This is a genomic window from Echinicola strongylocentroti, from assembly GCF_003260975.1.
Taxonomy (GTDB): Bacteria; Bacteroidota; Bacteroidia; order Cytophagales; family Cyclobacteriaceae; genus Echinicola; species Echinicola strongylocentroti.
In genome coordinates, this window is sequence record NZ_CP030041.1 from 4,475,029 (window position 1) to 4,499,399 (window position 24,371).

The window sequence follows — 24,371 nt, forward strand, 5'->3', positions numbered from 1 at the left end:
AATCTTCTGAAGATCATAATGTTGAATTGGCCAATGATCAACGATAAGTAATCAACTCTACATACTACATACCAAATACTACATACCAAATACTTAATGAAATGAGCTGGGAAGAAAGTACAAAAAATAAAATGCTCAACCTCCAATTGCCCACTGATCCCAGGTGGGTGGACATTGCGTCGATGAACCTGGAGGACATTCTGGTGGATCATGCCTATTGCGAGCAAAAAGCCGCATCATCTTGTATTTCGTTGATAGTGCGCTACCCAAACTTAGATAAATTGGTAGATGTGCTTACCCCTGTAGTGGCGGAGGAATGGGCACACTTTGAAAGGGTAATTGAACAGATCAGGAAACGTGGTTTTCAGTTTGAAAAACCGCGCAAGGATATGTATGTGGTCAAGCTAAGTGAGTTTATTAAGAAAGGTGGGAGCAAAATGACGCAGTTGATGGAACATCTTCTGATGAATGCCCTGATCGAGGCGAGAAGCTGTGAGCGGTTCAAATTACTTTGGAAAAACATAGCCGATGCCGAGTTGCAACAATTTTATTATGAGCTGATGGTTTCTGAGGCGGGGCATTATGTGAATTTTATAGACTTGGCCAAGCATTATCATGATCCAGCGGAAGTGGATAAGCGTTGGAAGGAATGGCTTGCCCACGAGGCCAAGGTGATAAAGGAACTCGAAATACGGCCAGATCGGATGCATTGATCCATGCTGATGGGGACAGGAGGCACTTGTTGAATAGTAGTGCTGTTGATGCGCAACTGGGAGATTGAGCTCTTGAAGGAAATAGTAGGGGTCGTGGCTGATAAGTATTCAAGAGAAGGGCGATATTTTTATTCAGCTATTATTGTCATTGGTTTATTTTATTGATAATATTCGGCGGATTTTTAGTAGGAAAATGGGGTTTTGTTCTAAATTGAACACTTTATGGAATTGTTCGAGAATATTAAAGAGGCACTGCGGTCAATCAAGTCCAATCGGTTAAGAACGATTTTGACTGGACTGATCATTGCAATTGGGATCACTGCTTTGGTAGGGATGCTGACGGCCATTGATGGGATGAAAGCCCAGATCGAGGAAAGTTTCAGTGGCTTGGGTGCCAATAATTTCGATGTACGTTCTAAGAATACTTCAGGGCAGCGTGTGACCCGCTCTGGTGTGGCCGAGAAGCAGTTTAAGCCAGTGAGCTTTAAGGATGCGCTGGATTTTAAGACAGCATATGCTTCCCGCGGGATGGCGACCGTTTCCACTCGTGTAAGTGGCTCTGCAGAGATCAAGCGTGGTTCTGAAATTACTAATCCCAATGTACGTATCATCGGCGTGGACGAAAATTACGTCCTCATCAATGGTCAAAATATCGAGACAGGAAGAAACTTTAGCAACGTAGAAACCAGGTACGGAAATAACGTATGTTTGATAGGCAGTGAAATTGTAGAATTGCTATTCAAGAGCCATGAAGTTCCAGTGGGGGCACATGTTTCATTTTTTGGCAATAGGTATTCTATAGTAGGTGTTTTGGAAGAGCAGGGATCAGTGGGCAATGATGCGGGGGTGGATCGGACGATATTAATTCCGGTAGAAAATGCCTCCCGCCTAGACCAGACGGGTGGTTTTTGGTATACGATCACTGTTTCGAGTTCAGATCCTACCAAAATGGATTATGAAATGGGGCAAGCGACTGGCTTAATGCGAAAAGTCCGTGAAGACAGGGTGGGGGAGTTGGATTCTTTCGAAGTGGTCAAGTCCAATAACGTGGGAGAGAGCCTAGAGGAAGTTGCGGGTTATTTGAGGATTGGAGGTTTTGGTATCGGTTTTATTACCTTGCTGGGAGCTTCGGTAGGCTTGATGAACATTATGCTGGTTTCTGTGACAGAAAGAACCCGTGAGATAGGCATCCGAAAAGCATTGGGTGCTACTCCTAAGAGGATCCGTCAGCAGTTTTTGATTGAGGCCATTGTGATTTGTGTATTTGGAGGACTTTTTGGAGTGCTCTTAGGGATGGGGATCGGCAATATCGTTGCCAGTTTTGTTGGGCCAGGAGGGTTTTTGATTCCATGGCTTTGGATGTTGATGTCTTTTATGATTTGTATTTTAGTAGGCTTGGTATCAGGGGTAATTCCAGCCATCAAGGCAAGTAAGCTCGATCCCATCGAAGCACTCCGATATGAGTAATAGATAGGCTGTTTTAGCGTTGTTTGAAATTAAACGTGCTGTTGGCGGTGAAATTCCATAGGAAAACTAATGCTACGCTTAATGTTTTACCCGTAAGTAGTGATAAGTTTAGTTGGTTTAGTGATAAATAGATCAATGCCAAGCTTAATACTACGCCGATAAGAGAGATACAAAAAAAGATAGACAGTTCTTTGATTACTGATCCGTTTTGACTTTTGAAAGTCCAGTATTTGTTCCAAAAAAAAGTTATTGAAGCATGCTAAGGCAAAGCCAATGGAATTTGCTATATAGACATTATATCCCATAAGAAAAACCAACCCGAAGGTAATGCCGTAGTCAATCAATAGTCCAAGCAATCCAACTAGACTAAATTTGGCCATTTTCTTTAGTTTGGCCAAAAAGCTTAACCTTTTACGGTTCATGCCTTATTCATGAATTATTTCCTCAATTTGATCCAAAAAATCATCAAATGAAGGATTGCTTAATGCGACCACTTCATTGTTATCTACCAACATTGAAATAAAAGTTAGTTTTTCTTTTGGGTCAAGGTTTAGTGATGCGAATTTCTGTAAAGGATCGTAGAGGATTGGGTGAGAAAATTGATTTGCCTTTAGGTGTTTGATGAGTTTAATTGAATCGCTTTCGGCAATATAAAATAGGAAAGCGACTTCAGGATATTTTTGAATAGCTGTGTTCCAATCTAAATCTAAGGATGAATGGTCATTGGCATTTTTTATATAAATCACCACTTTATTTTCCATATCGAACCAGTCCTCATCGAATCGTGAAGAATCTGATATTTCGATAACACCTACATCTTGTGGAAAGCGTATGATTTTATTCGAGTTTTCCGTTTTAGTTTGGCAACTGGATAGTATCCATAAGAAAGTAACGGGTATTGCAAAAATATAAGCGTTAAAAAGCTTCATTTGAAATCGGGGTTTAAATGTGCAAATATGATAACAGGATTCCCGTTTTTGTCTAAATCGTCGATTGAGTAATACCTACTAATTTCACTTTTATCATAGACCTCATATAGGAAGGCAGGTAAAGTGGAAAAAATAAATTGGTCAGAATTTGTAGAGCCTTGAGGGTATATGAACAAATCTCCCCACTTTTCATCTAATTTGTTGATGATGCATTTTTGCGATTCAAGATCGCACAGGATGTGGTACCATCTTAATTCATTTTCATTTTGAAAGGTAAGTTGGGTAAGCGAGGTGTTCTGTGTTTCAGAATAGTGGGAAATGGTGAAATACCCATTTCGATTCAATTTTTCGAAACTATCCATGATGTTGCTGTTCCAGAATTCCTTAGGAATATTATTAGAGCCAAAATCAAATATAATGTCAGGTACTAATCGGTTTTTTGTGAATTGATAAAGTTGATTATTGAATGATTCTGCAAAAAATATTTTATTGTTCGATTTAAAGAAGTTTTTTTCTGTTACAGGAAGTAGCTGACCTTGATAACTGTTTTCTAAAAATGAGGCTTATTGATTTCCTAAACTATCCAAAAGTAAGAGGCGGTATTTGACGATGGGGTAGTTATAGCTAGAATATATTAAATAGTCCTTTCCGAATTTTTCAAATGAGAAGCCAGTTAAGTCTAGTTTTATCTTATTGAAAATTTTCTTTTGAGCAATGGAAAACTGAATGATTTCAGAGTTAGAACCGGTGCTGGACAGTATTTCCAACGTGTCTCCACTTAAAGTGAAGTCATAAATATTTGGGATCTGTTCCGGTCCTTCTCCGATTTCTACTAATCTTGTAATATAACTTCCGTCTTTATCGAACTGATAAATTCCATCCCGTATATCCTCATCATAAATTATGAAGTAGGCAGGAGTGGATTTTACAATTATATTTTCAGAGAGAAAATTTGTAGATGTTGTTTCCAGAGGGATTATTGAATCTATAAGATAGGGAAGGGAAATTTCTGTAGAGTCATAGAAGTAGAAGGATTTATCAGCAATTATAGAATCTTCTTGGTTTTTTGGATCAGAATCACAAGCTGATAGAAGTACACTAAAGAAATAGATGGTATAGGAAAAGTTTAACCTCATTTTGATGGTTTAAATTGTTGTTCAAATACAAAGCAAAATAAGAGGTAGCAACTGGCAAGAACTACTTCCTTCTTGGGGTTCTCTAGCAGGATTCGCATGCACATGTAAAGAATATTAATAATTAAGTTTAATAATACGCAAAATACTGATTTTGAAAAAGTAAATTTTATTTTATCTTATTTTGTGACTTATTATTTGTTTTATTGCACCTAAAACAGGTGTAGTTTACTGTTTTACCTATTGATTTTGATAGGTGGTGTGTAATAATCAGATTGTTTCAAAAAAGCCAAAGGAAGGCTAAAGCTGTGAAAAATATAAATTTGGGGCACCTAATATTCTTGGGGGGATTTGGATGAAAAATTCAAATAAGAGAAAGTCTTTCATCCAAATCATCTGTTATTACTGTATTCCCCCTTTTATTTTAGACCCGAATGTAGTTGAGCCTAGTTGCAGCCGTTGTTGTTGGTTTTTTATAATGATATGAAAAAATAGTACCAGCCAAGGTCAGCAAAATCAGGGGGATTTGTCATCACTATGGCGTCAAGATCAATGATACCCAGTTCCAACTGTTCCGCAATTTCCTGAGTTTCTATTAATGAAGCTCGCCAAAAGCTCAAACTACATCAGTTTTTCTTGGGCTTGCCCCGAATTTATTTGTTCCGTTTTGTCCTGGTTTAATGGCCAGGTAGACAAAACCAATAAGATTTATAGGTGGCGGGATCAGCAAGTAAAGCGCATATTTCCAATCCATCCCAATGTCATGAAGCCGCTTAATGGCCTGTACCAATAACAAGACAATCGTAGTGATAAGCAGAATACCGAAAATGGCAAAAGTGAGCCAGTTTTCTGCTTTTATCGATTCATAAATCAACATAATGCATAGGAGATTGATGAAATAAAATAGTACAAACAGTACTAAGTACTTTCGCCTGGTAATTCTCCCTGTGGGTTCAAGAATAGTTTTCATGGCTAGTTGCGTTACGATCTATTATAATATACCGTAAAAATTGGATAATTGTTTAAAATAGCCAGTAAAAAGTGAATATTACGTTCTATAAAGTCAATCCGCCATTACTTCTGCTGATGGTGGGCATCTATAGAGGTAGTGATAGCGAATGATGTGACAGCTTTTTGGATCATGTTAATGTTGTTCATAAACAACTTCAGGCTCCACTGCGTCTACGGTTCCTTTATCGTTGATTTCCCAGAGGGTGACTTTTTTGATTTCATTGATCAGCAATGGGTCATACTTTGCCGCCACTCTGATGTAGTTTTCTGTAAACCCATGCATCATCCCATTGTCAATGTCTTCTTCAAATAATACATCGAAAGTGCCTTTTAAGTTTTCTTCATAAAATTTCCTCCTTTTTTTCTCCGAAAGTATCCGCAGCATTTTGGAGCGTTGATTTCGGGTTTTCATTGGGACGACATCCTCCATTTCCGTAGCCCGGGTGTTGGGTCTTTCCGAATAGGTGAATACGTGGAGGTAAGAAATAGGAAGTTCGTTGAGGAAATTATATGTTTCGAGGAAAAGCTCTTCAGTTTCATCTGGGAAACCTACGATGACGTCCACGCCGATGCAGCAGTGCGGCATCAGTGATTTTATTTTGGTCACCCTGTCCACATAAAGTTCGCGCAAGTACCTTCTGCCCATTTTTCTTAGGATGGTGTTGCTTCCAGATTGTAGGGGTATATGGAAGTGGGGAACGAATCGCTTCGAATGGGATGCAAACTCAATGATCTCATTGGTCAACAGGTTGGGTTCGATGGATGAAATCCGGAACCGATCGATACCCTCAATATTGTCCAGTTCTTTTACTAGGTCAGCAAAACGTTCTTTTCGTTTGCCTTCTTGGATGCCAAAGTCACCGATATTCACCCCAGTGAGCACGACTTCCTTCACATCAGTGGCCGCTATTTCCCTGGCTGATTGCAGGATGTTTTGGATACTGTCACTTCTGCTCTTGCCTCTGGCGAGGGGAATGGTGCAGAATGCACAGCCGTAGTTACATCCATCTTGGACTTTCAGGAAGGTCCTGGTTCGGTCATGCATGGAGTAGGCATTGTTAAAGGCGGTAGCTTCTTGGATCTCGGAAGCAAGGACTTTGGTCTCCTGTTCCTTTGCAAACCCATCCAGCAGCTCGATCAGCCTGAATTTCTCTGCCGCACCTAAGACGGCATCCACCCCTTTGATTTCTGAGATTTCTTTTGGCTTCAGCTGTGCGTAGCACCCAATTATGGTTACATAGGAGTTTGGAGAGATCTTTTTGGCCTCTTTGACGATCTTTTTACACTTTTTGTCCGCATTCTCTGTCACCGAACAGGTGTTGATGATGAAAATGTCGGGTGTATCCTCAAAACCCACTTTTTTATAGCCTTTTTCTTCAAATTGGCGACTAATCGTGGATGTTTCAGAATAATTTAATTTGCAACCTAATGTATAAAATGCTACCTTTTTCACAGCAATCCCCTAGTTTTAGTGTGTCGAGTTGCAAATTTAAGGATATTCTTCCAGTTTTCAACTTTGTGTTAATAATGAGGAATTTACGCTTATTTACGTTGATTTGTGTGGATTTGCAGCTTTTTTGGTTGAATTAATGCCTTTTCATTAAAGATTGGTGTAAAAAAATACGATTTTTCTTTTTATTTCGGATTTTTGCTTATCTTCGCTACTGTTTTTAAACCACATTATTAAAACATGGCAACTTTACGACAACAATCATTAATGATGGTGCAGTCAAGGGAAAATATCTCTTTTGAAGCACCTTCAAGTAAAATTTCCGACTACTTTGGTTCCGAAGTGTTCGGGTTATCCAAAATGAAAGACGCTTTGGCTCCTTCTGTCTATAAAAAAGTGAGCGAAGCGATCGAAAAAGGAACAAAAATAGATACCTCTAGCGCAGAAGAAGTAGCTACCGCGGCGAAAGCATGGGCGCTATCCAAAGGGGTGACGCATTACACCCACTGGTTCCAGCCTTTGACTGGTTCTACTGCAGAAAAACATGATACGTTCTTTGATGCACACGCAAAGATCGAACGATTTAAAGGTTCGGCATTGGTACAGCAAGAGCCAGATGCCTCATCTTTTCCTAATGGTGGTATAAGAACAACATTTGAAGCAAGAGGGTATACTGCATGGGATCCTAGTTCTCCAATGTTTATTTTCGAGAACACCCTGTGCATTCCTACTATCTTCGTTTCTTTTACCGGAGAAGCACTGGATTATAAAACTCCTCTGTTGAAATCTGTAGAGGCGGTTTGTGCTGCAGCTACGCCTATCTGTCAATTGTTTGACAGGAGTGTGAAGAAGGTAAATCCTTCTTTGGGTGTGGAGCAAGAGTATTTTGTGATAGATAAGGCACTCTATGCAGCTCGACCTGACTTGGTGATGGCTGGCAGAACAGTGTTTGGTCACAATCCTGCAAGAGGACAGCAGTTAGATGATCATTATTTTGGATCTATTCCAAGCAGGGTAAAAGCCTTCATGAAGCATTTCGAGATCGAAGCGTTGAAATTAGGTATTCCTGTTTCCACCCGTCACAATGAAGTGGCTCCAGGGCAGTTTGAGGTAGCTCCTGTATTTGAGGAAATCAATAAATCAACAGACCACAATCAGTTGTTGATGGACTTGATGGACAAAGTAGCTGATCAACACCACCTGAAAGTGTTGTTCCACGAGAAGCCATTTGCCGGATTGAACGGTAGTGGTAAGCACAATAACTGGTCACTGATCACTGATACTGGTGTGAACTTGTTCCAGCCTAGTAATTCTGCAAGAGAGAACCTTCAATTCCTTACGTTCTTAATTGCTACCGTGAAAGCCGTTCATGATAATGCGGACATCTTGAGAGCGAGTATTGCTTCTGCAGGCAACGATTTCAGACTAGGTGCCAACGAAGCGCCGCCTGCTATCATTTCTGTATTCCTTGGTTCTACACTTACAGGTGTATTGGACGAGCTTGAGAAAAACGGAAATATCAAAATCGAAAAGGGTGACAACATGTACATGAAGCTCGGAATCAGCAAAATTCCTGAGATCATCCTTGATAACACCGACAGAAACAGAACTTCTCCATTTGCTTTTACCGGTAACAAATTCGAGTTTAGAGCGGTAGGTTCTTCTTCAAACGTAGCCGGGCCAATGACAGCGCTGAACGTGATCGCTGCGGATACCCTTAAAGTAATGTACAAGGACATCCAAGCCGAAATCGAAGCAGGAAAAGAGAAGAAAATTGCTATTGTTAATGTATTGAGAAAATACATCAAGGAAAGTAAGAAAGTAAGATTTGAAGGAGATGGATATTCTGAAGAGTGGGAGAAAGAAGCTGAAAAGAGAGGTCTTTCTAACTTGAAGAGCACTCCGTTTGCTTTGGACGTTTTGGTGGACAAAGCTACCTCTGAGCTATACGAGAAGCACAATGTAATGAACGTGACAGAGCTTCATGCAAGACATGAAATCCGTCTTGAGAATTATATTATGAAAGTGCAGATCGAATCCAGGGTCATGGGAGATCTTGCTCTGAACCACGTGATTCCTACGGCTATTCAGTACCAGACTAAGCTGATCGAAAATGCCAATGGACTTAAGAGCCTTGGATTGGATTCCAAAGCGGCCATTGATACGATCAATGAAATCAGCAAGCACATCGAGGCAATCAAGGAAAATGTTTCTGCGATGATCGAAGCCAGAAAAAGATTGAACAAAGAAGAAGACATTGCTAAGAGGGCCAAAGGCTATAGCACTGACGTGAAAGATGCCTTCTTTGATAAAATCAGGTATTCTGTAGATAAACTAGAGCTATTTGTGGACGATGAGTTCTGGCCACTAGTAAAATATAGAGAGATGTTGTTCTTGAGATAATCAAGCCAATATATCACTGAGTAAATAAAAGCCGGAATTAATTCCGGCTTTTATTATTTATAGGGGTCATACTGGTTGAGTTTGGCCAGCTCTATGAATAGCTTACTTATTTTTTCCGTTAGATCTTTAAAGTAGCGTTTGCCTTTGTCGGCAGTGGCCAATTTGGGATCTCCGATGCCTGTGTCTTTGGTAACCCGAGACCATTTTCTTTCTGACCAGGCCCATCCTTCCCTGATACCTTCGACTAAGGATTCCCTTTCTTCCCCAGGGCCAGCCTCTTCCAGAGGACGGACTAGGTGAGGGTGTAGATGCATGATGAGGCTAGTTTCCATTTCGTCAGCATGATCACCTTCTTTCTCGAAGTAGAGGCTTTTTTCCAGTGCATTGAACCAATTGCAGCTTGAAAAAAACATATCTGGATGCCTTAAGCCTATTTCCCTTAATATCGCTTTGAAATCATTGCCACCGTGGCTGTTAAGGATGAGTAATTTCCTGACCTTTTGTCGATGGAGTACATCTACGATATCGCTCACAATGGCCAATTGGGTGCTGGGGTTAATGTTCATGTCCAGAAAAATATCAGCTTGTCCGGTGTTTACGCCAAAAGGGACGGTGGGGAGTACCGTGATGTGTGCGCCCGCCTCATAGGCTATCCGGCCTGCTTCTGCAGCAATGGCTTCTGCTTCAAAGTTATCAGTTCCATAAGGAAGGTGGTAATTGTGCGCTTCGGTGGCCCCCCAGGGAAGAATGGCTAAATCTATATTGGCGTGTTTGAGGTCTTTCCAGTTAGACTCAGCAAGGATGTAAGGTCTTATCATGGTGTTTTAAGGTTTAGTATTAATCGAGTGGTTTCTGATGTTGTGTTTTTTTGTGAAAGGGTTCTTTTATACTGGATCAATATAGGGTCGCTAGTGGATGTTTGTCTATCACTTCCTGAACTGTCGTAATAATATAATGAATTCCTGTCGCTTATGCAGTGAGCTGCCTGGCTTTTTGTAGGATTGGTGTCATATTGGACTATTTGTGATTTGTAAATGTTCGATGAATGATTATATCTTTTTTAAAATTTTTGATTATAGATTATAAGTTGTACTTTTATTTCTGAAAATACTAGACGGGCTAATCTGTAAAACTGAATAAAATGAAAAGAAAAATACTGGGAATAGTTGGTGTTTTGGTAATGGTCATGGGGACGCAAAGGTTGTTTGCGCAACATGATAACCTGCACCGCCAATCCAGTGTTTATGAAGCCCCAACTGATCCTGCTGTCATTGCCAAATTAGATAATTGGCAAGACTTGAAATTTGGTATGATCATTCATTGGGGAGTGTATGCTGTTCCTGGAATGATCGAATCTTGGGCTCTGTGTTCTGAAGATTGGATCAATAGGGACAGTACAGTTGCCTATCATGATTTTAAAGAATGGTATTGGGGGCTGAAGGATGAATTTAATCCGGTTGACTTTGATCCTGGGCAATGGGCCGATGCAGCGGATGCTGCTGGTATGAAATACGTGGTGTTTACCACAAAGCATCACGATGGTTTCAATATGTTTGATACACAGCAGACCGATTATAAGATCACGGATGGGCCTTTTAGTGATCAGCCGAAAGCTAATGTGGCCAAATACGTGTTTGATGCTTTTAGGGAGAGGGATTTTATGATTGGAGCCTATTTTTCCAAGCCAGACTGGCATTCCCAGTATTATTGGTGGGATAAATACGCTACCGCAGATAGGAATAACAATTACGATATCCGCAAGAATGAGTGGAGGTGGAATAAGTTTAAGGAGTTTACGTTTGATCAGATCAGTGAGCTGATGCACGATTATGGTAGCATTGATATCCTATGGCTTGATGGTGGGTGGGTAAGACCGTTGGAAACGGTAAATGAGGAGGTGCGCTCTTGGGGAGCAAGGATTCCAGAATGGAGCCAAGATATCGATATGCCAAAGATCGCCCGGATGGCAAGGAAAGCCCAGCCGGGTTTATTAATGGTTGATAGGACAGTACACGGTCCATATGAAAATTACCAAACTCCCGAGCAAAGCATTCCAGAGGAGCAGATGGATGTGCCTTGGGAGGCCTGCATGACACTCGGTCACGCATGGGGCTATCACGAGCATCAAAATTATAAGTCTGTCAATAAAGTAATCCATACATTGACAGAGGTCGTGGCCAAAGGTGGTAGCTTGTTGTTAGGAGTAGGGCCTACACCTAAAGGATTGCTGACTGACGAAGATGTTAATCGTCTAAAAGGTATAGGGGATTGGCTAGATGTAAATGGTGCTGCCATATACGGTACCCGTACTGTGGATTATTATCAGGAAGACAATGTTTACTTTACAAAGGATAAGCAAGGGAATAAATATGCGATAGTGCTGATAGAGGAAGGTATGGAAATCCCTAATACGGTATCATGGTCCACTGATCAAGCAGTAGATGGAAATAAAGTGACCCTCCTAGAGGGGAACAAAGCCCTCAGGGTGTCAAAAACAGTTGGTCAGGTAATAGTGACTATTCCTGAAAAAGTAAGGGCAAATATTCAGCAAAAAGACGCGATCGTGTTTGCTTTTAAATAAGCAATAAAAATATTTATTAGGGTCAAAGCCTGGGGGAAGGATTCCCTTCGGGCTTTTTTTGTGGCCTATTTTTTGCTTAAGGTTCCATAGGGTTTCGTGATTTTCGATTACAAGCCTTATCTTCGTAAACACTATAGAACGACTTTTGATATGAAAGGGATTATTCTTGCCGGAGGTTCCGGGACACGACTTTATCCATTGACCATAGCAGTAAGTAAGCAGCTGATGCCTGTTTATGACAAGCCCATGATCTATTACCCATTGTCAGTGTTGATGATGGCTGGTATTCGTGAGATTTTGATCATCACCACGCCAGAGGATTCCGATGCTTTCAAGAAGCTTCTTGGAGATGGCTCCCATTTGGGTTGCGAATTTAGCTTTGCGATACAGCCAAAGCCGGAAGGTCTTGCGCAGGCATTCGTGATCGGAGAGGATTTTATAGGTGATGATAAGGTAGCGCTTATTTTAGGGGACAATATCTTTTATGGATCAGGGCTTCAGGAGACCCTTATGAGGCATACCGACCCAGAGGGTGGGGTGGTTTTTGCCTATCATGTGAATGATCCGCAACGTTACGGTGTGGTGCAGTTTGATGAAAATAAAAAAGCCATCAGCATCGAAGAAAAACCCACTGAACCAAAATCCAATTTTGCCGTTCCTGGTTTGTATTTTTATGATAACAGGGTAGTGGAGATTGCCAAAAAAATTCAGCCCAGTGCTCGTGGTGAGCTTGAAATTACCGATATAAACAATGTATACCTTAAGGAGGGACGGCTGAATGTAGGTATCCTGAGCAGAGGAACGGCATGGCTGGATACAGGTACACACCAATCCCTACAGCAAGCAGGGCAGTTTGTGGAAGTGATAGAAGAACGGCAAGGTCTTAAAATCGGCTGTGTCGAAGAAGTGGCCTATCATAAAGGATATATCAACAAAGAACAACTTCTACAACAAGCTGAAAAGCTGGGAAAAAGTGGTTATGGTACTTATTTGAAAAGGATCCTGTAATTTATTATAGCCTACGACTGAGCATGCGCAAGAAAAGTTATTTTTCGAACCATTTCTCCCAAAAAGGAAAAGGAGAAAGATAACGTTTTACAAAGAACTGTCCTTGGAGTAGCATGTCATTGGTTCTGTTGCTTCCCGCATTTCCGTCAAGGTCATCAGAAAAAGTTGTAAAAAGACTAGCTTCGAACCCGACATCCCAATTGGCTCCCCAGGCTACTGTGCCACCTAGTCTAATGGGGACATATAAGGCAGAAGGGGAAGTTTCTATGATAGTGACCTGATCAGTTTTAGCATATGCTTGTTTTTGGGGGATAGTAATTACGCCCACCCCTATTCCGGCGTATCCATTGACCCTAAAACGTTCGATATGCGTGTCGAAGGGAAGGAAGTAGAACTCAGGCATAAAGTCCAGGTAGAAAGCATCGCCTGAAAAGGCGTAGGCTTTGTTTTCATCTCCCCATTCATAAGCCCTTTCAGCTACATATTCAACATTGCTACTTACGTGTTGGTAGCCGGTCGACAAGCGAAGGTTCATTCTCCGGTTGATTTTCTTGGAAGCCGATAAGGTAAATGAGGCAAATATGGGAAAATCCAACTGTCTATAGGGACCGCCATTATCAGAGTACATTGATGCAGGTCCTACTCCGAAAGAAAGGGTGTAGATCCTAGGGATCCGTTCTTTATAAAAACCCTGTGCGGAAAGCGCACCTAAAGAAAGCGATACGATTGTTATAAATAAAATAAAGCTTTTCACATGCATATTTTTGAACTTTGTAATTATTCTGAAAGTTAACAAATTTTAGCGTAAATTTTTAATCTTGCAAGATTTATACCAAGCTGGATATGAAAATTGGATTATAGAAGAGGCTGTTGGTTTTTGTAAATAAAAGTCACAAAGGTAAAAAGGGGCACATTGGAGTTTAGCATGGCTTTTTTTTTATCTCAATTCGCATATTGTTGTACCTTCATAAAAAGAGTTGCTTTACCTATTTAATATTAGCTATGGAGACAATCAAGGGAATTCATCATATTGCCATTATTTGTTCTGATTACCAGACATCCAAAAAGTTTTATACTGAAGTATTGGGGCTGAAAGTAGTCAAGGAAACTTATCGAAAGGAGCGAATGTCCTATAAGCTTGATCTTAGCTTGAATGGTACTTATGTGGTAGAATTGTTTTCCTTTCCCGATCCACCGTCTAGGTTAAGCCGACCTGAGGCTTGTGGTTTACGTCATTTGGCCTTTTCGGTGGGGGATTTGAAGCTAGCAGTGCAGGAATTAGCGGCCAAAGGAGTGGAGGTGGAACCGATGAGGACAGATGAAAACACAGGTAAGAAATTTGCTTTCTTCTCAGATCCCGATGGGTTGCCCATTGAGATTTATGAGTGTTAGAACCATTTTTTACGTTTAAAGTAACGAATCATCAAGTAGGTAATGAAGATGAAGACCAGCCACAGGACAGGGTAGCTATATTTCCATTCCAATTCTGGCATAACCTTAAAGTTCATACCGTAAATGCCAGCTATGAAGGTCAACGGGATGAAAATAGTAGAGATAACGGTAAGTGTTTTCATGACCTCATTTTGCTTGATGCTAAGCTGGGTCATATAGAGTTCTGCCAAGCTGCTCATGGTTTCCCTTTGGAGTTCCAGTCCTTCCAGGATTTCAATAGAATGCTCATATATATCGTTGATATACGTGATATTTTTACGCTTGATGAGGGGATGTTCGGATTTTTTCCAGACAGAGATCAGCTCACGGATAGGCCAGATATTGTTCCTGATTTTTCTGACAATCTTGCGCTGGTGGTGAATCGTGTTTAGATTTACATTGGATTTGTTTTTCATGATCATATCATCACATTTTTCTACTGCGTCACTGACCAGTTCCAGTATTCCATAATATTCGTCGACGATAGCGTCCACTAAGGCATAAGTGAAATAGTCAGTCCCCAATTTGCGCATTTTTGCCTTTGGGCTTTCTAGCCTTATACGGACGTTGTCAAAAATGTCTTGAGGAGTTTCCTGAAAGGATAGAATGTAATTATTTCCAAAAAGAATACTTACTTGTTCATCTTGTATTTCTGCCAAGCTGTTTTTGGAATAAAGCATTTTAAGAACGACGAAGATGTGGTCTTCGAATTCTTCTATTTTGGGACGCTGCGAAGTGGTGGTGAGGTCTTCTATGACGAGTGGGTGAATGGAGAAAATTGCGGCAATATCTTGGATGAGCTGATGATCGTCTATGGAGGGTACATTAAGCCAAAATTTAAGCTCCTTTTTCTCAAGAAAAGATTTTAGGTCTTCTAAACGATGGATGAGGTGTTTTTCGAAATGTTGCTCTCCAAAGGAATATAGTTCCAAGAGGGGCAACGAAGAGGGCTTACGGGATGGGTCATTCGTTTTTGACATATTCCGGTAATATTTCAAATAGTTTTTGATTGGTCAATGGCTTTTCAATGAAGCCTTTGACGGGCTTGAACATCCTTGATTTCTTTCGGTCTTGATAGTCAATGGAGCTGGAGAGCATAAGAATAATATCATCGCGATGCGAACATATCTGTTCGTATTTCTTCAGGAAATCCCAGCCATTCATAATGGGCATATTGATATCCAGAAAGATAAGTAGTCTTTTGTCGCTGTCCAATCGTTTGATCTCCTTCAGTGCATTTTCTGCTTCAAGGAACTCAGCAATCTCATTACACAAGTTGAGTCGGTTGAGTAACCTTTTGTTAATCAGATTGTTGATTGGGTCGTCATCTATTAAAACAATTGAATCGAATGCGAGCATCAATCGTGTCTTAAAATTAATAAGTTCCATTTTTCCTATGGAAAGTAAGTTACGGATATATTTTAAGTTTATAAAAATTTTTAACCCGGTTTATGTATTATGAATCGTCATCGCCTGTCACGATAGCTATCGGAAAGGTTTGAAAATGCAAGAAAATCAGGTTGTTTGGAGGTTGAGGCATCCGCCGCAGCGGATGGGGAACCTGCTTAGCGGCCCATAGCCGTCAGTTTAAGCTGCTGTCAGCACCCCAACTGCCACAATACAAGAGCTTAGCTGCTCGGGATTTGCAATCTCCAACCGAGATAATGGGGATTTGAGATCCCCCTAGTCCATTGTGGAGAGCACAGACATCAATAAAAAAAATAGATTTTCAGCAACTTACAGACGTTAGCCTAATGGCTATGGCCTAGCGGACAGATAGAATCTAGAACAGCAGCGAAGCGACTGATTTAGAGATAGCTTCAAGCCGTAACAGGTAAGCTAATGCATATTTCGGATTTAATGTACTCTTTTTCTTTTTGGGAATAGATTGCTTGATCTGAGGTCTATAGCTTTGGTCGGTTTGTAAACAAAAAAAAGAGGGCACATTAAGTGCCCTCTTTCAGGAAATCCTATGATGGCTGGGCTTACATCATGCCGCCCATTCCGCCACCTCCCATAGGGGGTGCAGGAGTGCCACCGCCTTCTTCTTTCACATCAGCTACGACACACTCAGTCGTGAGTAGTAGGGCTGCGATAGAAGCTGCGTTTTCAAGTGCTAGTCTGGTTACTTTGGTTGGGTCGATTACCCCAGCTTCGAACAGGTCTTCAAACTTGTCTGTTCTTGCGTTATAACCGTAGTTTCCAGTGCCTTCTTTGATCTTGTTGATGACCACTGATCCTTCAGCGCCTGCATTGGCCACGATGGCTCTTAGTGGAGATTCGATGGCTTGTCTGATGATGTTGATACCAGTATCTTGGTCGTCATTTTCACCTTTTAGTCCCTCTAGAGCAGAGGCTGTTCTGATCAGGGCTACTCCACCGCCGACTACTACACCTTCTTGTACAGCAGCTCTGGTAGCGTGAAGGGCATCATCTACACGGTCTTTCTTCTCCTTCATTTCTACTTCGGTAGCAGCTCCGATGTATAGGATAGCTACACCACCAGAAAGTTTGGCAAGTCTCTCTTGAAGTTTCTCTTTATCATACTCAGAAGTAGACTTCTCGATTTGTGTTTTGATTTCAGAGATTCTTGCTTCGATGGACTCTTTGTCACCAGCTCCGTTTACGATAGTGGTGTTGTCTTTGTCGATATTTACCTTCTCGGCAGTGCCTAGGTATTCGATAGAAGCATTTTCTAGTTTGTAACCTCTCTCTTCGGAGATCACTGTACCACCTGTAAGGATGGCGATATCTTCCAGCATGGCTTTTCTTCTGTCGCCGAATCCTGGTGCTTTTACAGCGGCTACTTTCAGGGCGCCTCTTATTTTGTTCACTACCAAGGTAGCAAGGGCTTCGCCATCCACATCTTCAGCAATGATCAAAAGCGGCTTTCCAGACTGTGCTACTGGCTCAAGTACTGGAAGCAATTCTTTCATGGAAGAGATTTTCTTATCGTAGATAAGAATGTATGGATTCTCCAATTCAGCTTCCATTTTCTCCGTGTTGGTAGTGAAGTAAGGAGAAAGATAACCTCTGTCAAACTGCATACCTTCTACAGTCCTTACTTCGGTTTCAGTACCTTTTGCTTCTTCTACGGTGATTACACCGTCTTTGCCTACTTTGTCCATCGCATCAGCGATCATGTTACCGATTTCCTCATCGTTATTGGCAGAAATAGTACCCACTTGGGCGATTTCTTTGGAAGTGGAGATCGGCTTAGAAGTAGCTTTTAGCTCAGCTACCACAGCAGCTACAGCCTTGTCAATGCCCCTCTTAAGATCCATTGGGTTAGCACCAGCTGCTACGTTTTTGATACCTACATTGAAGATGGACTGGGTCAAGACAGTAGCGGTGGTAGTACCGTCACCTGCGTTGTCAGCAGTTTTGGAAGCTACTTCTTTCACGAGCTGGGCGCCCATGTTTTCGATAGGCTCTTCCAGTTCGATTTCTTTTGCTACAGAAACACCATCTTTTGTGATCGTAGGTGCACCGAATTTCTTGTCGATGATTACGTTACGACCTTTTGGTCCTAATGTTACTTTTACTGCTTCAGCAAGAGCATCCACGCCTTTTTTAAGCCGCTCTCTTGCATCGGTATCGAAAAATAGTTCCTTTGCCATTTTTAGTTACTTTTTAGATTTTCTTGTTTAAATAAACGATTAAAGTGAGTGATTAAAGAATCGCAAAAATATCCGATTCTCTCATGATCAAATAATCAGCCCCTTCTACTGAAAGTTCTGTACCGGCATACTTGCCGTACAATACAGTGTCTCCCACTTTAACAGTAAGTGGTTCATCTTTTTTACCATTGCCAACAGCTACGACAGTACCTTTTTGGGGTTTCTCTTTGGCAGTGTCAGGGATGTAAAGTCCAGAAGCTGTTTTTTCTTCAGCAGCAGCAGGTTCTACTAGAACTCTGTCTGCAAGTGGTGTGATGTTCACTTTTGACATAATAGTATTGATTTTATAAAGTTTGGTTCTTTTATTCCTGATGCTACTCTATCATTTCTTGTGCCAATGGATTTTAGCGCATTTTGCATGACATAAAGTCTTGAAACAGGCTGTTTTTTTGGCATTGCCTAAAATAACCAAGGACTGTTCATGACAATTTTGCGTTGGCGATTGTCATGTTTGTCAGTTTTTCGTTAAATTCTAGTAAAATAGATGTCTATGAAAAATCTCTCAGAAAATTGGATTGCGGAAGGGTGGATCGATTTTGAATATAAAAAATACCTGTTGCTTGCTTACCTGGAGGAGGTGGAGCGGCATTTTGGAGAGGTCAAGCTTTACCCTCCCTTGGCTGACCTTATCAAACATTATAAAAGATTAAAAGAGCTGGAGCAACATAAGGATGGGTTGCGTGATTCATTCCCTAAAAGAGTGGTGGGGATAGACTATAAAAACATCAGGCTGCATAAAGAAAACGTGGCAGACGAGGGGGAAATAATGCAGGCCTTGGACGAAATTATTGCATTTTCCATTCCAACATTCAGGAGCAAAATCGACCAAGGGAAAAGTATTTATGATTTTATCGAAGAAAACCTGGAAGTGGAACCAGTGGGCTTGTCTCCGCTTTACCAACGAGAGGGCTATGTATTCATTACCCTGGAAAAATCAGCAGATGTCTTTATTTATGGCTACCAAGTAAAGCTGTTCGAAAACAGCTTTGAAAAGTATCGTGGAATAGCCTTTTCCTTTCTCAGAAAAGAGACCAGGACCCTTGCCCATACCTATGAACAGATCAAGCTGGGACTGATCCGGTCCAATCAGCAGTTGCCCAATCCCGCTACTTGGAGAGTGCACAGCAGTAATGCGGTGCCACTGGAGGAAAGTTTACTGCCCGTGAGCAAACGGATGCTCCTTAGGATGATTGCTTGATGAGGGTCAAATCCAATTTATGCATTAGGAGTCGTAGTAGTCTTTCCCTACTAGTGTCGGGAAGAGCTGAAAGTGAAATCAGTTAGTTTTGAGGTATTAGTATAGCACCGCTACGGTTATCCCGTCTAGCTGCCCATAGCCGTCAGTTTAAGCGGATATCGGTGCACCAACTGCCACAGATACATGGGTTTAGCTGTTCGGGATTTGTAATCTAGAACCGAGATAACGGGGATTTGCAATTCCCCTAGTCCATTTGTGGGTAGCACAGACACCAATATGAATGTAAGTATTCAGCAACTTACAGACGTTAGCCTGACGGCTATGGTCTAGCTGCCAGATAGAACCGAAAACTCAAGCAAAGCGGCAGATTTTGTCCGTAGCGGAGGATCAGGTCGAAATAGGTAGGCTAATGCATGGTTTTATATAACTTCGGAAGGCTTTTATATCGTTGAATGTGCTATGGCTAGAAGGAAATATTGAACTAGGCTTTCAGCCTGCATGCGGGGGATGTTTTTGGACACATTCCCCAAGGCCTTGCCTCGGGTTAATGTGATTCAGGCCTTCAGCCATAAGACTAAAAGGCGTTTTATTTATAACCTGAGCTCGACTTAATTTTAATATAAGAAACGTCATTCATTGCGAACCTGTCTGCCCAGGCAGGCCCTTTTTAGGAGGATGTGGGTTGGAAAAGAGTATGGCAATCCCCAAATACTAAGACTGCCACGGCTTCCACCCCTCAAGTCTCCTCCTAAGCCTCGCAGAGCATGTTCCGACCACTGTACGGAAACAGTTTTATAATCGAACTGAGGTTTATAATAAAACTCGTTTATAAGGCTCTGGCTACTTTCTACCAGCTGGTGTAAAATCCCGTTTAAAAGTACAGGCTATATTGATTACCGAATTTTTCTTATTGTGCCCTATGTGTTGTGCCCTATGTGCCTAATGTGGTTGTCTAATAAGTTAGCTACTTAAGATTACTTTTTTCGATGTCTTGGAATCCGCTTAAAATACACGGGTAATGCCAATCCTGCTGAAGAGGTTGACGGGAAGGCCTAAAAAAAGCCCGGCGATTGCCGGGCTTAAGGGGTTAATTTTCTTTTTGGAGAAGTGAGGGCTCCTTTTCCGTCAGGATGGGAGCTGGCGGTGCAGAGTTCACTTGCTGAACATTCTCTGCTCGTTCCTTTCTCTTCAATTCGCGGTTTTTGATCACTTCATCACCGGGTTTGCCAAAGAGGATTTTGAATGCTTCCTGCTTATTTTCGGCTTGCTTGAGGTCTTTTACGATATCATTCCACTCATGGAATACCAGCGTGACAGGGTTATAGCTGTTCACGGGTTTGGTGATGCCATAATTTGGTCGCTCGGCTTCTGCCATAAAGGTTCCGAATATCCTGTCCCAGATGATCAGTGTAGATCCGTAGTTTTTGTCCAGGTAATGTTCGTCACTGGCGTGGTGCACACGGTGGTGGGACGGGGTGGTGAAGATGTATTCGATCGGCGCAGGAAGCTTTTTAATATATTCCGTATGGATCCAAAACTGGTACAATACAGCAATCTGATGACAGATGAAGAACACGAATGGGTCAAACCCGATCATTACTACAGGGATAAAGAAGATGAATTTGATATGTTGTGTCCAGCTCAGTCGGAAAGAAACCGAGAAATTGTATTTTTCACTGTTGTGGTGCGTCACGTGTGTGGCCCACCAGAAACGTTGCTCGTGCGCCACACGGTGTGCCCAATACCGGGCAAAGTCAATGGCGATAAAGCATGGAATAAAGGACCACCAAGTAGGTGGGATTTTCCAAGGAACAATGTTCCAGAAGAACAGGACGGCGGTAAACAATGCTACTTTGATCAGCGCACTGATGCCTACATTGATCAGCCCGATGGAAGAGGCGGCTAAGAAATCTTTGCCGTCATAGCTGTCCCTGTTTTTGTATATACTCAATCCCCATTCTGCGAAAACCAGTGCAAACATTACTGGAGCTGCCCAGAGGATAATGTTTGGCCATTCTGTAGCGCCTATATCCTCAAGGGTCTTATAGTTCTCAAACATAAAATTGATGTTAATAGTGATTAAAATTTTGGAATAAACTAAAAGATAATGCTAAAATAGCGTTTTAACAAATGTTCAATACGTTATTAACATATATTAGCACAATCATAATGCCACAATAAAAAAGCCCGATCAATGACCGGGCTTTGTGAATAGTATGGCTTAACTTCGATTATTGTGCACTGTCTGCAGGTACAGATAATTCTTCTGTGTTTCCATCTTCTGAAGGAAGGATGCTTTCTTCTTCGCCGAAAGATGGAGCGACCATCTGCTCTTTGGCACTTTCGATATTAGGGGAAGAAAATTCAGTGGATCCTCCGCCGTTGTTTTCCAAAAAAGCTGAAGTGCCCAAGGAAAGGATAAGTAGAGAAATGGCCAATACCCAAGTAGCTTTTTCGAGGATATTACCGGTTTTGGTAACGCCCATGATCTGGGAAGCCCCGCCACCAAAAGCAGCGCCAACACCACCTTTTGAATCTTGGCCTAGGATCACCAATACCAAGATAACTGCCAAAACAATGATGATGCTGATTAGTAAAGTAAACATATGCTTGTGAAGTTAATCTTTTAATTCTTTTATTAAGTTCGCAAAATAAGCCTTTTTATTCGGAAACTTCAAGCTTAATTTCTGATAAATATCTATGGCCTTTTCTTTTTTGCCTTGTTTGGTCAGTAGTTTGGCATAGGATTCCGAAAGTAGCTTGTCCGATAGTTGGGTGCTTTGCACGGAGAGATCGGTGTTTTTACCAGTATCTTCTATCTCTTTTATGGCAGCCAATTTGATCTCCTTTTTGCTGAAGGCCTTGATGATATCCATTTGTTCTTGCTTTTTGGTATCTTTAATGGCCTTTTTGTCTTTTTTCTTGATCGTTTCGATCAGGTCGTTATTGTTGGTCGACTTTCTTCTAGTGGTTTTCTTTTTAGCTGTCGTCTTGTTTTTTTCGATGTTCTTTTGGTCATCGGTAGTTTTTTGATCTGGCTCGTTGTGCCTCAGTTTATTGAGGTTTTCTTCCAGTTTTTTGAGGACTTCAGCCCTGTCTGTTACTTGGGGTTTGGGTGATGTTTGCTGTTCTTGTGGAGTGGGCTTTTCCGTGTCGGCAGTAGGTTTCGGTTGTAGGTTTTTGGTAGTTTTTGATTGTTCCTTGGTGCCTTGGGTATTTTGTTCTGGTAGCTGTACAAAATGGATTTCTTCTTCGATCAGCGATTTAAGCCAAGATCGGTCAGGACTTTGCACCGCTGCCCAATGCAGAAGTTCCTGGGATTTGCCATCAGAAACTTTCCGCTCGTATTTGGCTGCCAACACTTTGGGTACCAAAAAATAGGGAAAGGTCTCATGGAGCTTCAGCAGTGCCCTGAAATCTTCCTTGTTCAGGGAGTTGCTTCTTTTTACGATATCTAATAGCTTAGCTGCATTCACGAGTCAGATTTTTTGGTTATTGATCTAATTTAAAGAAAATTACCAATTTGCAACAGTAGAGGTGAAAATATCCTGAATGATGTTTTCAAATATGGTATCGATCAGGTCAGTTTCTATGGCCAATACCGAGGTACTTCTCGGGTCGTAGTCTTGGTAAAAGGAATAGGTCTTTTTGCTGTCCTGTTCTTCATCGCCTAGGTTGATGTAGTTGACTTCCACGGCAATGGTCAGGCGCATTTGTCCCGATCTGTCAGGTTGGTTAGGATCAGTAGAAGAGACGGTAGCTTGGGGGGTAAGGGAGTATCGGGTAATGGCCCCTTCAAACTGCAGGTCACCGTTGGTCTGCACCAGCTCCAATTGCGTGTTTCGCTGAAAATAATCCTTCATTGATTCTGTGAAGTTCTGTCCCATATTGGCAGGGCCTCCACCGGAGTCATTGAAGAAATTGGCCACAGAAAAGGTCTGGGTTACATTATAGTCCAAGTTGGTACCGGTAAAACTGTACTCCACTTTGCAGCCCCATAGCAGCATCAGTGGACATAGCACCATAGAAAGCATGAGCTTCGATTTACTCATTGATATCATATTGTTTGATTTTACGATAGAGGGTGCGTTCTGAAATACCTAAGTCCTGAGCAGCATACTTTCGTTTATTGTTGTGCTTTCGGAGGGCTTTGATGATCAGTTCTTTTTCTTTCTTCTCAATAGAGAGCGAGTTATCATCCTCTTCATGGATAATGTCTTCTATCTCGTCTTCATATTCTTCGGTATGAGTACGTTGACTGGATAGTTTGCCGGATTCCAGAACAATGGGCATCGAAGAAGAACTGGATTCCTTGGAAGGAGTGTCGTCAAAAGACACGGAAGTTTCCATGTCATCAAAAAGCGAATGGTGCTTTTTGATGATGTTTTGGTTGATCCCACCAGACTGATAGGTGTCGAGCACCAGTTTTTTCAGCTCTGTCATGTCTTTTTTCATGTCAAAGAGTACTTTGTAGAGGATTTCTCTTTCCGAAAAATCAGAAGATGATTCCCCTTCCTTTCCTCCTCCGGTGTAGGGAGCTGGTAGGTTGGACTCGGCAGAAGGTAAATATTTTGTCAGGGTAATGGCGTCGACTTCCCTCTGCTCTTCCAGTAGTGAAATCTGCTCTGCAAGGTTTTTTAGCTGCCTGATGTTTCCTTTGAAGGGAAATTTTTTGAGTAACTCTTTTGCTTCTCCATCCAGCGAAATGGGTTTTACGCTATATTTTTCACTGAAATCAGTTGTGAATTTACGAAACAGCAGGATGATGTCTTCACCTCTTTCCCTCAGGGGAGGGACAAAGATCGGTACCGTGTTGAGCCGGTAATAGAGGTCTTCTCTGAATTTGCCTTTTTCTACTGCCTGAATGAGGTTGACGTTAGTGGCAGCAATGACCCGCACGTCTGTTTTTTGTACTTTGGAAGACCCCACTTTGATGAATTCACCATTTTCGAGGACCCTGAGCAGGCGTGCCTGGGTGCCTAGTGGCATTTCACCGATTTCGTCTAGAAAGATAGACCCTCCATCAGTGACTTCGAAATAGCCCTTTCTTGCTTCATGCGCACCCGTAAAAGAGCCTTTTTCGTGACCAAATAATTCCGAATCTATAGTGCCTTCAGGAATGGCTCCACAGTTAATGGCAATGAATTTTCCATGCTTCCTCGTGCTGAGCGAATGGATGATTTTGGAAAAAGATTCTTTCCCGCTTCCACTTTCCCCAGTGATCAGCACAGTCATGTCCGTAGGGGAGGCCTGCATGGCCACACGAATGGCATGATTGAGCAAAGGGCTATTGCCGATTATTCCAAAACGCTGTTTTATAGAAAGTACTTCCGCGTCTGTTATCATATATCTAAGAGCTTAGGTGGA

General features: G+C 41.7%; 22 protein-coding genes and 2 pseudogenes. 7 read left to right on the forward strand and 17 right to left on the reverse strand.

Annotated elements, in window-relative coordinates:
- Positions 1-101: 101 nt before the first annotated feature.
- Positions 102-713 (forward strand): tRNA-(ms[2]io[6]A)-hydroxylase, encoded by a 612-nt coding sequence (gene miaE / locus DN752_RS17375; protein WP_211324063.1) that lies wholly within the window; start codon positions 102-104, stop codon positions 711-713.
- A 222-nt stretch (positions 714-935) separates the two neighbouring features.
- Entirely contained in the window at positions 936-2,180 is a 1,245-nt protein-coding gene (locus tag DN752_RS17380; RefSeq protein WP_112785131.1) for an ABC transporter permease, read from the forward strand.
- A 13-nt stretch (positions 2,181-2,193) separates the two neighbouring features.
- Here the strand turns inward: DN752_RS17380 and DN752_RS25370 are convergent, their stop codons facing one another.
- The 6 genes and pseudogenes from DN752_RS25370 to mtaB form a co-directional block, all read right to left on the reverse strand.
- A complete protein-coding gene (locus DN752_RS25370; RefSeq protein WP_112785132.1) occupies positions 2,194-2,430 on the reverse strand; it encodes a GtrA family protein in 237 nt (78 codons plus the stop codon).
- Positions 2,360-2,602: pseudogene (locus tag DN752_RS25375) on the reverse strand (GtrA family protein); the annotation flags it as partial. The pseudogene DN752_RS25375 and the gene DN752_RS25370, both read right to left, overlap by 71 nt.
- Before the next feature lie 3 nt (positions 2,603-2,605).
- Positions 2,606-3,109 (reverse strand): hypothetical protein, encoded by a 504-nt coding sequence (locus DN752_RS17395; protein WP_112785134.1) that lies wholly within the window; start codon positions 3,107-3,109, stop codon positions 2,606-2,608.
- Positions 3,106-4,245, reverse strand: a pseudogene (locus DN752_RS25010) (6-bladed beta-propeller). Before DN752_RS25010 ends, DN752_RS17395 begins: the two are co-directional and overlap by 4 nt.
- A 613-nt stretch (positions 4,246-4,858) precedes the next feature.
- A complete protein-coding gene (locus DN752_RS17410) occupies positions 4,859-5,212 on the reverse strand; it encodes a DUF805 domain-containing protein (protein WP_112785137.1) in 354 nt (117 codons plus the stop codon).
- A gap of 174 nt (positions 5,213-5,386) precedes the next feature.
- Positions 5,387-6,706 (reverse strand): tRNA (N(6)-L-threonylcarbamoyladenosine(37)-C(2))-methylthiotransferase MtaB, encoded by a 1,320-nt coding sequence (mtaB, locus tag DN752_RS17415; protein WP_112785138.1) that lies wholly within the window; start codon positions 6,704-6,706, stop codon positions 5,387-5,389.
- 237 nt (positions 6,707-6,943) lie between these two features.
- Here mtaB and DN752_RS17420 point away from each other — a divergent pair, with 237 nt between their 5' ends.
- Positions 6,944-9,106, forward strand: coding sequence for a glutamine synthetase III family protein (locus tag DN752_RS17420; RefSeq protein ID WP_245949293.1), 2,163 nt, complete (start codon positions 6,944-6,946; stop codon positions 9,104-9,106).
- Positions 9,107-9,159: 53 nt separating this feature from the next.
- Here the strand turns inward: DN752_RS17420 and DN752_RS17425 are convergent, their stop codons facing one another.
- Complete coding sequence (locus DN752_RS17425) at positions 9,160-9,921, reverse strand: creatininase family protein (protein WP_112786598.1); 762 nt, start codon at positions 9,919-9,921, stop codon at positions 9,160-9,162.
- Between the two features lie 326 nt (positions 9,922-10,247).
- On the opposite strand from DN752_RS17425, the gene DN752_RS17430 reads away from it, so the two are divergent.
- Positions 10,248-11,687: an alpha-L-fucosidase gene (locus tag DN752_RS17430; protein WP_112785140.1), complete on the forward strand. Its 1,440-nt coding sequence runs from the start codon at positions 10,248-10,250 to the stop codon at positions 11,685-11,687.
- A gap of 150 nt (positions 11,688-11,837) precedes the next feature.
- On the forward strand, positions 11,838-12,695 hold the full coding sequence (gene rfbA / locus DN752_RS17435; protein WP_112785141.1) for a glucose-1-phosphate thymidylyltransferase RfbA: 858 nt from the start codon (positions 11,838-11,840) through the stop codon (positions 12,693-12,695).
- A gap of 37 nt (positions 12,696-12,732) precedes the next feature.
- On the opposite strand, the gene DN752_RS17440 is transcribed toward rfbA, so the two are convergent.
- Positions 12,733-13,449: a DUF6089 family protein gene (locus DN752_RS17440; protein ID WP_394337161.1), complete on the reverse strand. Its 717-nt coding sequence runs from the start codon at positions 13,447-13,449 to the stop codon at positions 12,733-12,735.
- Positions 13,450-13,697: 248 nt separating this feature from the next.
- Here DN752_RS17440 and gloA2 point away from each other — a divergent pair, with 248 nt between their 5' ends.
- Positions 13,698-14,087 carry an SMU1112c/YaeR family gloxylase I-like metalloprotein gene (gene gloA2 / locus DN752_RS17445; RefSeq protein WP_112785143.1) on the forward strand — a complete coding sequence of 130 codons (390 nt, stop codon included), beginning with the start codon at positions 13,698-13,700 and terminating at the stop codon, positions 14,085-14,087.
- Here the strand turns inward: gloA2 and corA are convergent.
- The 4 genes from corA to DN752_RS17465 form a co-directional block, all read right to left on the reverse strand.
- Entirely contained in the window at positions 14,084-15,106 is a 1,023-nt protein-coding gene (gene corA, locus DN752_RS17450; RefSeq protein ID WP_112785144.1) for a magnesium/cobalt transporter CorA, read from the reverse strand. The genes gloA2 and corA overlap by 4 nt on opposite strands.
- On the reverse strand, positions 15,090-15,515 hold the full coding sequence (locus tag DN752_RS17455) for a response regulator (RefSeq protein WP_317048501.1): 426 nt from the start codon (positions 15,513-15,515) through the stop codon (positions 15,090-15,092). The genes corA and DN752_RS17455 overlap by 17 nt, the downstream gene beginning before the upstream one ends.
- A 596-nt stretch (positions 15,516-16,111) precedes the next feature.
- Positions 16,112-17,746, reverse strand: coding sequence for a chaperonin GroEL (gene groL / locus DN752_RS17460; RefSeq protein WP_112785145.1), 1,635 nt, complete (start codon positions 17,744-17,746; stop codon positions 16,112-16,114).
- A 52-nt stretch (positions 17,747-17,798) separates the two neighbouring features.
- Positions 17,799-18,077: a co-chaperone GroES gene (locus DN752_RS17465; protein WP_015266171.1), complete on the reverse strand. Its 279-nt coding sequence runs from the start codon at positions 18,075-18,077 to the stop codon at positions 17,799-17,801.
- A gap of 219 nt (positions 18,078-18,296) precedes the next feature.
- Here DN752_RS17465 and DN752_RS17470 point away from each other — a divergent pair, with 219 nt between their 5' ends.
- Positions 18,297-19,004, forward strand: a complete 708-nt coding sequence (locus tag DN752_RS17470; protein ID WP_112785146.1) for a hypothetical protein — start codon at positions 18,297-18,299, stop codon at positions 19,002-19,004.
- 1,087 nt (positions 19,005-20,091) lie between these two features.
- On the opposite strand, the gene DN752_RS17475 is transcribed toward DN752_RS17470, so the two are convergent.
- The 5 genes from DN752_RS17475 to DN752_RS17495 form a co-directional block, all read right to left on the reverse strand.
- On the reverse strand, positions 20,092-21,063 hold the full coding sequence (locus DN752_RS17475) for a sterol desaturase family protein (protein ID WP_112785147.1): 972 nt from the start codon (positions 21,061-21,063) through the stop codon (positions 20,092-20,094).
- Between the two features lie 172 nt (positions 21,064-21,235).
- Entirely contained in the window at positions 21,236-21,610 is a 375-nt protein-coding gene (secG, locus tag DN752_RS17480; protein ID WP_112785148.1) for a preprotein translocase subunit SecG, read from the reverse strand.
- A gap of 12 nt (positions 21,611-21,622) precedes the next feature.
- A complete protein-coding gene (locus DN752_RS17485; protein WP_112785149.1) occupies positions 21,623-22,480 on the reverse strand; it encodes a hypothetical protein in 858 nt (285 codons plus the stop codon).
- 39 nt (positions 22,481-22,519) lie between these two features.
- Entirely contained in the window at positions 22,520-23,056 is a 537-nt protein-coding gene (gene lptE / locus DN752_RS17490; RefSeq protein WP_112785150.1) for an LPS assembly lipoprotein LptE, read from the reverse strand.
- Complete coding sequence (locus DN752_RS17495; RefSeq protein WP_112785151.1) at positions 23,049-24,350, reverse strand: sigma-54 interaction domain-containing protein; 1,302 nt, start codon at positions 24,348-24,350, stop codon at positions 23,049-23,051. Before DN752_RS17495 ends, lptE begins: the two co-directional genes overlap by 8 nt.
- Positions 24,351-24,371: the final 21 nt, after the last annotated feature.

Coding starts and splice junctions, on each gene's coding strand:
- miaE (WP_211324063.1), top strand. CDS start 102: ATGAGCTGGGAAGAAAGTACAAAAAATAAAATGCTCAACCTCCAATTG.
- DN752_RS17380 (WP_112785131.1), top strand. CDS start 936: ATGGAATTGTTCGAGAATATTAAAGAGGCACTGCGGTCAATCAAGTCC.
- DN752_RS17395 (WP_112785134.1), bottom strand. CDS start 3,109: ATGAAGCTTTTTAACGCTTATATTTTTGCAATACCCGTTACTTTCTTA.
- DN752_RS17410 (WP_112785137.1), bottom strand. CDS start 5,212: ATGAAAACTATTCTTGAACCCACAGGGAGAATTACCAGGCGAAAGTAC.
- DN752_RS17420 (WP_245949293.1), top strand. CDS start 6,944: ATGGCAACTTTACGACAACAATCATTAATGATGGTGCAGTCAAGGGAA.
- DN752_RS17430 (WP_112785140.1), top strand. CDS start 10,248: ATGAAAAGAAAAATACTGGGAATAGTTGGTGTTTTGGTAATGGTCATG.
- rfbA (WP_112785141.1), top strand. CDS start 11,838: ATGAAAGGGATTATTCTTGCCGGAGGTTCCGGGACACGACTTTATCCA.
- gloA2 (WP_112785143.1), top strand. CDS start 13,698: ATGGAGACAATCAAGGGAATTCATCATATTGCCATTATTTGTTCTGAT.
- corA (WP_112785144.1), bottom strand. CDS start 15,106: ATGTCAAAAACGAATGACCCATCCCGTAAGCCCTCTTCGTTGCCCCTC.
- DN752_RS17455 (WP_317048501.1), bottom strand. CDS start 15,515: ATGGAACTTATTAATTTTAAGACACGATTGATGCTCGCATTCGATTCA.
- groL (WP_112785145.1), bottom strand. CDS start 17,746: ATGGCAAAGGAACTATTTTTCGATACCGATGCAAGAGAGCGGCTTAAA.
- DN752_RS17465 (WP_015266171.1), bottom strand. CDS start 18,077: ATGTCAAAAGTGAACATCACACCACTTGCAGACAGAGTTCTAGTAGAA.
- DN752_RS17470 (WP_112785146.1), top strand. CDS start 18,297: ATGAAAAATCTCTCAGAAAATTGGATTGCGGAAGGGTGGATCGATTTT.
- DN752_RS17475 (WP_112785147.1), bottom strand. CDS start 21,063: ATGTTTGAGAACTATAAGACCCTTGAGGATATAGGCGCTACAGAATGG.
- secG (WP_112785148.1), bottom strand. CDS start 21,610: ATGTTTACTTTACTAATCAGCATCATCATTGTTTTGGCAGTTATCTTG.
- lptE (WP_112785150.1), bottom strand. CDS start 23,056: ATGAGTAAATCGAAGCTCATGCTTTCTATGGTGCTATGTCCACTGATG.
- DN752_RS17495 (WP_112785151.1), bottom strand. CDS start 24,350: ATGATAACAGACGCGGAAGTACTTTCTATAAAACAGCGTTTTGGAATA.